The 1,358-nt window shown below is 35.4% G+C and carries 1 protein-coding gene; it reads right to left on the bottom strand.

Annotated elements, in window-relative coordinates; genetic code table 11:
* A partial coding sequence (locus PND65_RS09600; protein ID WP_271992507.1) for an RICIN domain-containing protein occupies nucleotides 1-1,268 on the bottom strand: 1,268 nt, incomplete at its 3' end.
* Nucleotides 1,269-1,358: the final 90 nt, after the last annotated feature.

The following is a 1,358-nucleotide window of genomic DNA, read 5'->3' as shown; positions in this document are numbered from 1 at the left end:
TACATCATCACGGCCATCTGTTCTCGGTTGATATTGTCTCCAGGACCAAACTTTCCTGTATCGGTATATCCGCCTACGACACCGGCTTCATTGGCCCATAGGATCGCATCCGTATACCACTGATTATCGGCTACATCTGGGAACTTGTTTGTATATTCGATATCCGGTGAGCCATTCATCCTGTGAAGGATAACAGCAAACTGTGCTCTGGCTAGGCTTTCATATGGTCCAAAGGTCGTTTCGTTCAATCCTGTCATCAGTCCATTGTCATAGACATATTTTACAGATTCGTAGAACCAATTATGTAATGTAACATCTAAAAATGATTCATAGAATTCTGGTGTTACAAATTTCCATTTTTGTGCATCTGTTTTATTTGACATATAAAGTTGTACATTAGATCCATTTACAACATTTCCCCCAGAAACATCTAAACAATAAATCGGATTAACTGCTGAATATATTACATATCCATCCTCGTTTTTTTCTATAATCCACTTTTGGGCATATGATCCATTCGATGAATAGGACTGAATATTAGTCCCGTTATTGGCTTTGCCTCCTGCAGAATCCAAAACTTTATTGGTTCTTAAATTCTTTATCGTTACATATCCAATACTGTCATGACTAATTTGCCAAAACTGTGCAGTTGAATCGTTTGATTCATATATCTGTACGTTAGCACCATCATACGAAGAACCATTTTGTATATCTAATACATAATTATTATTTAAATTCGATTGAATCTCATATACTCCGTCTTTTATTACATCTTTATTTTCTTTTGCAAAATCATTAATCTCATCTCTACTTATTTTCTGTAAATTATATGCATTTGCAATCCCATTAGCATCTGCAATACCAAGTCTTTGTAATTTATCTTCACCATTTAAATAAGCATTATAATCTGCATAATTATCTCCAAAACAATGCTCAATGATAATTCCGGCAATCCCTTGTTTTTTGGCATGACGAATAACACCATAGTAATCACCTCTCGAACCGTCGGGATAATTATATTTTGGATCATCGCCATCATCAATATTTCTAATATGAATTCCTCGATTAGAAATTCCTAAAGCAACCAATTGATTTAAAACTTGTTGTGCTAGAATTTCACCTTCTGTTCCTAGCTCAGGGCGATAATTTGAATTAGGATAATATACTTCAGCTCCACGACCAACTCCATTTAAAGCATTTAAATGAATACTGATAAAAACATTTGCGCCTTGACTGACAGCATAAGTAACTCGTTCTTCAAGCCCCATAGAAGTATCACCTGTGAATATTCCAAAGTGGCGGAGCCATCTAATCCGACAAAATAGAGCCACTTATTCCAATCTAGAGAACCACTTAAT

The organism is Faecalitalea cylindroides, assembly GCF_028321995.1.
GTDB classification, from domain to species: domain Bacteria; phylum Bacillota_I; class Bacilli_A; order Erysipelotrichales; family Erysipelotrichaceae; genus Faecalitalea; species Faecalitalea cylindroides.
The sequence above is the reverse complement of the archived record's forward strand: the minus strand, read 5'-3'. Positions and strand labels throughout refer to the sequence as shown.